Annotated in this window: 9 protein-coding genes and 1 pseudogene; 8 read left to right on the top strand and 2 right to left on the bottom strand. The window is 61.8% G+C overall.

The window, feature by feature from the left end; translation table 11 throughout:
• Window positions 1–81 (bottom strand): RuBisCO large subunit C-terminal-like domain-containing protein (locus tag EN932_RS39100; RefSeq protein ID WP_245483328.1); only part of this gene is annotated, 81 nt, incomplete at its 3' end.
• On the opposite strand from EN932_RS39100, the pseudogene EN932_RS26490 reads away from it, so the two are divergent.
• The 6 genes and pseudogenes from EN932_RS26490 to gph form a co-directional block, all read left to right on the top strand.
• Window positions 61–591, top strand: a pseudogene (locus tag EN932_RS26490) (RuBisCO large subunit C-terminal-like domain-containing protein); the annotation flags it as partial. The gene EN932_RS39100 and the pseudogene EN932_RS26490 overlap by 21 nt on opposite strands.
• Before the next feature lie 18 nt (window positions 592–609).
• Window positions 610–1,044 carry a ribulose bisphosphate carboxylase small subunit gene (locus EN932_RS26485; protein WP_013532057.1) on the top strand — a complete coding sequence of 145 codons (435 nt, stop codon included), beginning with the start codon at window positions 610–612 and terminating at the stop codon, window positions 1,042–1,044.
• A 7-nt stretch (window positions 1,045–1,051) separates the two neighbouring features.
• A complete protein-coding gene (gene cbbX, locus EN932_RS26480) occupies window positions 1,052–1,990 on the top strand; it encodes a CbbX protein (RefSeq protein ID WP_013532058.1) in 939 nt (312 codons plus the stop codon).
• A 58-nt stretch (window positions 1,991–2,048) separates the two neighbouring features.
• Window positions 2,049–2,735, top strand: coding sequence for a ribulose-phosphate 3-epimerase (gene rpe / locus EN932_RS26475; RefSeq protein ID WP_013532059.1), 687 nt, complete (start codon window positions 2,049–2,051; stop codon window positions 2,733–2,735).
• Window positions 2,736–2,756: 21 nt separating this feature from the next.
• Window positions 2,757–3,314: a thioredoxin family protein gene (locus EN932_RS26470; RefSeq protein WP_127370566.1), complete on the top strand. Its 558-nt coding sequence runs from the start codon at window positions 2,757–2,759 to the stop codon at window positions 3,312–3,314.
• Window positions 3,311–4,012 (top strand): phosphoglycolate phosphatase, encoded by a 702-nt coding sequence (gph, locus tag EN932_RS26465; protein WP_127384920.1) that lies wholly within the window; start codon window positions 3,311–3,313, stop codon window positions 4,010–4,012. Before EN932_RS26470 ends, gph begins: the two co-directional genes overlap by 4 nt.
• Window positions 4,013–4,054: 42 nt before the next feature.
• Here gph and EN932_RS26460 read toward each other — a convergent pair whose 3' ends face one another.
• Entirely contained in the window at window positions 4,055–4,435 is a 381-nt protein-coding gene (locus EN932_RS26460) for a cytochrome c family protein (protein ID WP_024504374.1), read from the bottom strand.
• A gap of 363 nt (window positions 4,436–4,798) precedes the next feature.
• Between EN932_RS26460 and EN932_RS26455 the strand changes: the two genes are divergently transcribed.
• Together EN932_RS26455 and EN932_RS26450 are read left to right on the top strand one after the other, a co-directional pair.
• Complete coding sequence (locus EN932_RS26455; protein WP_013532063.1) at window positions 4,799–5,008, top strand: hypothetical protein; 210 nt, start codon at window positions 4,799–4,801, stop codon at window positions 5,006–5,008.
• 33 nt (window positions 5,009–5,041) lie between these two features.
• On the top strand, window positions 5,042–6,028 hold the full coding sequence (locus EN932_RS26450; RefSeq protein ID WP_127384921.1) for an ABC transporter substrate-binding protein: 987 nt from the start codon (window positions 5,042–5,044) through the stop codon (window positions 6,026–6,028).
• The last annotated feature ends 94 nt before the right edge of the window (window positions 6,029–6,122 follow it).

Below are 6,122 nucleotides of genomic sequence, written 5' to 3'. Positions count from 1 at the left end.
GTCCTGCACCTGCACCGTGCCGGCATGGATATGGTCGACGCCGGCCATGCGCATCCATTTGCAGATGACGCGGAAATTCATGCCGTGGTTCTTCTGGCGCGAATAGGTCGAGTTGCCGGCACGGTGGTCGGCAAGCTGGAAGGCGACCCGCTCATGATCAAGGGATTTTATGACACGCTGCGCGAGGAGCGCACGCCTCAGAACCTCGAAACCGGGCTGTTCTTCGATCAGGAATGGGCCTCGCTCAACAAGGTGATGCCCGTTGCCTCGGGCGGCATCCATGCCGGCCAGATGCACCAGTTGATCCACTATCTCGGCGAGGACGTCATCCTGCAGTTCGGCGGCGGCACGATCGGCCATCCGGACGGTATCCAGGCAGGCGCGACGGCCAATCGCGTCGCCTTGGAAGCGATGATCCTGGCCCGCAACGAGGGGCGCGATTATTTGCGCGAAGGGACCAAGATCCTCGAACAGGCGGCCAGATGGTGCACGCCGCTGAAGGCTGCCCTGGAGACCTGGAAGGACGTCACCTTCAACTACGAATCGACCGACACGGCCGACTTCGTGCCAACCGCAACGCCCAGCTTCTAGACGAAAGGAACCGTCGTCATGATGACCAATCCGGGAAACAAGGTCACACAGGGGCAGTTCTCGTTCCTGCCCGACCTGACCGACGAGCAGATTTCGGCGCAGATCAAATACGCGCTGAAGAACCATTGGGCGGTCAGCGTCGAGTACACGGACGATCCGCATCCGCGAAATACCTATTGGGAAATGTACGGCAACCCGATGTTCGACTTGAAAGATCCGGCGGGCATACTGCTCGAGGTCAATGCTTGCCGGAAAGCCTGTCCGAACATGTATGTGCGGGTGACCGCCTTCGATTCGACCAAGGGCTGGGAAGCGCCGCGCATGTCGTTCATTGTCAACCGGCCGCCCAGCGAACCCGGGTTCCGGCTGCTGCGCCAGGAGCGTGACGGCCGCAGCCAGGGTTATTCGATCGTGCCTTATGCGACCGACAGGCCCGAGGGCGAGCGGAGCTAGCCGAACCATGCTGAACGCGATGACAAAGGACGCTGCCGCACAGGACGCGACGGTCGATCTGCAGGCCGAGTTCGAGGCGTCCAACATCGACGAGGTGATGGACAAGCTCGACCGAGAACTCGTTGGCCTGAAGCCGGTCAAGACCCGCATCCGCGAGATCGCCGCCCTCCTCCTGGTCGACCGGCTTCGCCGCAGGTTCGGACTGACATCGGGCGCGCCGACGCTGCACATGAATTTCACGGGAAATCCTGGCACCGGAAAGACCACGGTGGCGCTGAGGATGGCCGAAATCCTGCATCGTCTGGGTTATGTCCGCGAAGGCCACATGGTCGCCGTGACTCGCGACGATCTCGTCGGCCAGTATGTGGGCCACACCGCGCCCAAGACCCGCGAGGTGATCAAGCGTGCCATGGGCGGCGTGCTTTTCATCGACGAGGCCTACTATCTCTACAAGCCAGAGAACGAACGCGACTACGGCCAGGAATCGATCGAAATCCTGCTGCAGTGCATGGAGAACAACCGTGACGATCTGGTTGTGATCCTTGCCGGCTACAAGAACAAGATGGACCGCTTCTTCGACAGCAATCCCGGCATGCGTTCGCGCATCGCCCACCACCTCGACTTCCCCGACTATGGCGTCAGCGAACTGAAATCGATCGCCGAGATTATGCTCGCGGAGCAGAATTATCGCCTCAGCGAGGCGGCGTCCCAGGCGCTCGAAGAGTATCTTCCGATCCGCATGAGGCTGCCGCATTTCTCCAACGCGCGTTCGGTTCGCAATGGGCTTGACCGGGCGCGGCTGCGGCAGGCTAACCGGCTTTTCGCATCGCGCAGCCGGGTGTTGACCAAGGCCGATCTTATCACCATCGAGGAATCCGACATTCGCGGCAGCCGCGTGTTCGCGGAAGGGAAACTGGAAGGCGAACCGGAGACGAAGATGCGCTGACAGGACGAAGCGGCCGGCGCAGCGACCAACACCGCAGACAGAATTGGAGACGACGACCATGGTCACCGGGACAATCATCGCACCCTCCGTGCTTTCCGCGGATTTCTCGCGGCTCGGCGACGAGGTCGAAGCTGTCGTGCGGGCGGGTGCCGACTGGATCCATCTCGACGTGATGGACGGCCACTTCGTGCCCAACATCACCTTCGGTCCGCCGGTGATCAAGGCGATCCGCGACCGAACGGACAAAATCTTCGACTGCCATCTGATGATCGCGCCGGCCGACCCCTATCTGGCCGCCTTCGCCGACGCCGGTTGCGACATCATCACGGTGCATGCAGAGGCCGGGCCGCATCTCGATCGTTCCCTGCAGGCGATCAAAAATCTCGGCAAGAAGGCCGGCGTATCGCTGAATCCTTCGACGCCGGAGAGCGTCATCGAGTATGTGCTCGACAGGCTCGATCTGGTGCTTCTGATGACGGTCAATCCAGGCTTCGGCGGCCAGGCCTTCATTTCCGCGGTCATCGAGAAGATCAGGCGAATCAAGGCATTGGTTGGCCACCGCCCGATTGACATCGAAATCGATGGCGGCGTCACGGCCGAAACCGCCCCGCTGGTCGCCGCGGCCGGCGCCAATGTGCTGGTCGCCGGGTCGGCCGTGTTCAAGGGAGGCGCCGAGGCGGCCTACCGCGCCAACATTGGAACCATCCGACAGGCGGCCGACGGTGCGATCCGGAAAGCCGCGTAAACCATTTCATCGGAGGCAAGCATGGCGGCCGTTCCCCCTGTCTGCGATTTCGGCTGGCGCGCGATCGATGCCGTTTTGCCCGGCGTCGACGGCAGGTCGCATTCGATCCTCAGCCAGGCCGGCCCGAATGGCCTGGTCGTGGCCTTCATCTGCAATCACTGCCCTTATGTGAAGGCGGTGATTTCACGTATCGTGCGCGATGCCAACGACCTCAAGGCCGAAGGTATCGGCTTTGTCGCAATCAACTCGAACGATGCCGACACCTACCCGGAGGATTCCTTCGAGCAAATGAAGCTCTTCGCCACGACGAACGGCTTCAGCTTCCCTTACCTGCACGACCAGCGCCAAACTGTAGCGCGCGATTACGTGGCGGTGTGTACTCCCGATTTCTTCGGGTTCAACAGCGAGTTGGGATTGCAATATCGCGGTCGGCTGGACGCCTCGCGACGAGAAGCCGGAGCGCCCGGGCTGAGACGCGATCTGTTCAAGGCGATGAAGCAGGTTGCCCGAACCGGCGACGGGCCGCTGGACCAGGTCGCCTCGATCGGCTGCTCGATCAAGTGGAAGGATGACGCATGAACGTCGGCGCAGGTAGGCCGCTTCGATCGCCGAAGGCGATCCTGTTCGACCTCGACGGCACGCTGGTCGACTCGGCACCGGACATAGCGGCCGCCGTCAACGAATTGCTGGCCAGCCGCGATCTGCCGCCGCTGCGCCTGGACCGGGTCAAGGCCATGATCGGCGGCGGTGTCAGGAAACTGATCGAGCGAGCCTTCGCGGCATCGGGAGCGCCACTGCTCGGCAACGCTCTCGATGAGGCAAACCGCGTCATGGCGCCTATCTACCGCCGGCACCTGACCGGCCTGACAAGGCTGATGCCTGGCGTCAGGGAGGCCCTCACCCACTTTCATTTGGGCGGAGTAGGCATGGGGGTGGCAACCAACAAACCGCAGTTGGCGACCCGCGAAATCCTGCTTCATTTCGGATTGACGGAATATTTCGGTGCGATCGTCGGCGGAGACGCGGTGACATACCTGAAACCGGCGCCCGATGCCCTGCTGCTGGCGTTGGCACAGCTAGGCGTCGACCCGGGTGACGCGCTGCTGGTCGGAGACAGTGGCGCTGACCTGGGCGCCGCACGCGCCGCCGGCATGCCCGTCATTCTGCTGCGTGGCGGCTACAGCCACATTCCGGTGGAAGAGCTTGGCGCCGATCTTGTTTGCGACAGCCTTTTCGATCTGCCTTCGGCAATGCAGGGGCTGCAAGCCGATGCGTAGGCGAACGCCGGCCGAACGCAAGTTCGAACGGCCGGCGGCGCGCTATTTCGAGAATTGCTTCAGATAGGCGATGACATTGGCGATGTCTTCGTCCTGTTTGAGGCCGACAAACGCCATCTTTGTTCCTTTGACCATGGCCTTGGGATCGTGAAGGTAAGTCTTCAGCGTGGGTTCATCCCATTTGACGCCGGACTTGCCTGCCGCGACCATCGCCTGAGAATAGCTGAACCCCGGGTGCGTGCCGGCTGTTCGGCCGATGACGCCGTTCAACGACGGGCCGACCTTGTTCTTGTCCTGGTCGGCGACATGGCAGACCTTGCATTTGGCGAAGACCTTCTCACCCGCCGCCGCATCCTGTGCCTGGGATTGGCTCGCGATGAAGGGCACAACGGACATGACTGCGAAAAATGCGATTGCGCGCATGGTATTTCCTCATTGATCGTCTGGGTGCCCTGGACGATTTGCGCATGCCGATCCTTTGATCCGTCGGCATGCGCCTTACGCGGTGGCGTGGAAATTCCGCTTCTCCCGTGGAGCCGCGCCGCGTCACCTGGAAGCTAATCGGCATGTTGTGAAAGTCAATCGTACAAAGGTTTAGAGGCCTGGGTGCTCAAGGATTCTGCCCATTCGTCTTTGTTGACGACTATCGGGCGAGCGCGTAGCTTGACCTCATTCCGGTTTCTCCATTGGCACCTTGAGAAATCCGGCAAGTGGCGGTTTTGTCCTGGCTCCTGGTTGGGCTGGACTCGCCGAGATGGGCGTTTGGGAACGCGCAAGAGGTGCTGAATGGACATGGTCGATCTCATATTGACGGTTTGCCTCAGCGCCAATCCGAGCAATTGCCGAGACGAACATCTCTATTTCGAGAGCCGCGGCACCCTGTTCCAATGCATGTTCCTTGCCCCCAGCGAAATCGCGAAATGGTCTCAAGAACACCCGACCCTCAAGGTCATGCGCTGGAAATGCGCATTTCCGAGCAAGGAACGAGCCATCTGATTTGGCAGCGCGGAACCCTGGGGAGGAGGTGTCATGATGGTTTCACGGCGCATGACGTTGCGTCTGGCGGTTCTCGGGACAGCCGCTGTTCTTGCTACCAGGCCAGCCGTTGCGGCAGCCAGGATTCGCCTCGGTGTGCTGAAGTTTGGAACCGTGAGTTGGGAACTCGATACGCTACGGCAGCACAAGTTCGATGCCGCGAACGGGATCGATCTGGAGATCATCGACTTCGCCGGCGAGGATGCAACCAGCGTCGCGATGCAGGCTGGCGCGATCGACATGATCGTCTCCGACTGGCTGTGGGTCTCGCGCCAGCGCTCCGAAGGCGGCGACCTCACATTGTTCCCCTATTCCACCGCCGTGGGCGCGATCATGGTGAAGGAGGGTTCACCGATCCGGACGGTCGCCGATCTCAAGGACAAGAAGATCGGCGTCGCCGGCGGCCCGCTCGACAAGAGTTGGCTGCTGATACAAGCGCTGACCAGACGCGATCTCGGCGTCGACCTGTCGGCAACCAGCGACATCGTCTTTGGCGCGCCGCCGCTGATTTCGGAAAAGGCGATACAGGGCGAACTCGATGCAGTGCTGAATTTCTGGCATTTTTGCGCCCGTCTCGAGGCCAATGGCTTCCGTCGATTGATCGGCGTGAATGACGCGGCAAAGACGCTTGGGGCTCTGGGACCCGTGTCGGCGCTCGGTTACGTCTTCCATGACCAATGGGCGAACGAGAACCCCGATGCCGTCAGGGGGTTCGTAAGGGCGTCCGCGCAAGCCAAGGACTTGCTGGCCAGATCCGATGACGAATGGCTGCGCCTGGCGCCGATCATTCGCGCGGAAGGCAAGGAACTGGAAAAACTGCGCGATCGCTATCGTCAGGGCATTCCCAGACGGTCGGTCGCCGAGGAAGCGGCTGACGCCGGCAGGCTATACCATGTGCTGGCGGCGATCGGCGGCGCGAAGCTGGTCGGCAGCGCGCCGGAGATGGCGCCCGGCACATTCTGGCAGGAACCCTGGAAATGACCGCATCGGAAACCGACGGCACGCGTGATGCCCCGCCGAGCATGTCCGGCCGACGCAGCCTGGCGACGGCACTGGCGCCCGCGCTGACCGTAGC

The organism is Mesorhizobium sp. M7A.F.Ca.US.002.01.1.1, from assembly GCF_004022955.1.
In the GTDB taxonomy this organism is placed as follows: domain Bacteria; phylum Pseudomonadota; class Alphaproteobacteria; order Rhizobiales; family Rhizobiaceae; genus Mesorhizobium; species Mesorhizobium ciceri.
The sequence above is the reverse complement of the archived record's forward strand: the minus strand, read 5'-3'. Positions and strand labels throughout refer to the sequence as shown.

Coding starts and splice junctions, on each gene's coding strand:
- EN932_RS26485 (WP_013532057.1), top strand. CDS start 610: ATGATGACCAATCCGGGAAACAAGGTCACACAGGGGCAGTTCTCGTTC.
- cbbX (WP_013532058.1), top strand. CDS start 1,052: ATGCTGAACGCGATGACAAAGGACGCTGCCGCACAGGACGCGACGGTC.
- rpe (WP_013532059.1), top strand. CDS start 2,049: ATGGTCACCGGGACAATCATCGCACCCTCCGTGCTTTCCGCGGATTTC.
- EN932_RS26470 (WP_127370566.1), top strand. CDS start 2,757: ATGGCGGCCGTTCCCCCTGTCTGCGATTTCGGCTGGCGCGCGATCGAT.
- gph (WP_127384920.1), top strand. CDS start 3,311: ATGAACGTCGGCGCAGGTAGGCCGCTTCGATCGCCGAAGGCGATCCTG.
- EN932_RS26460 (WP_024504374.1), bottom strand. CDS start 4,435: ATGCGCGCAATCGCATTTTTCGCAGTCATGTCCGTTGTGCCCTTCATC.
- EN932_RS26455 (WP_013532063.1), top strand. CDS start 4,799: ATGGACATGGTCGATCTCATATTGACGGTTTGCCTCAGCGCCAATCCG.
- EN932_RS26450 (WP_127384921.1), top strand. CDS start 5,042: ATGATGGTTTCACGGCGCATGACGTTGCGTCTGGCGGTTCTCGGGACA.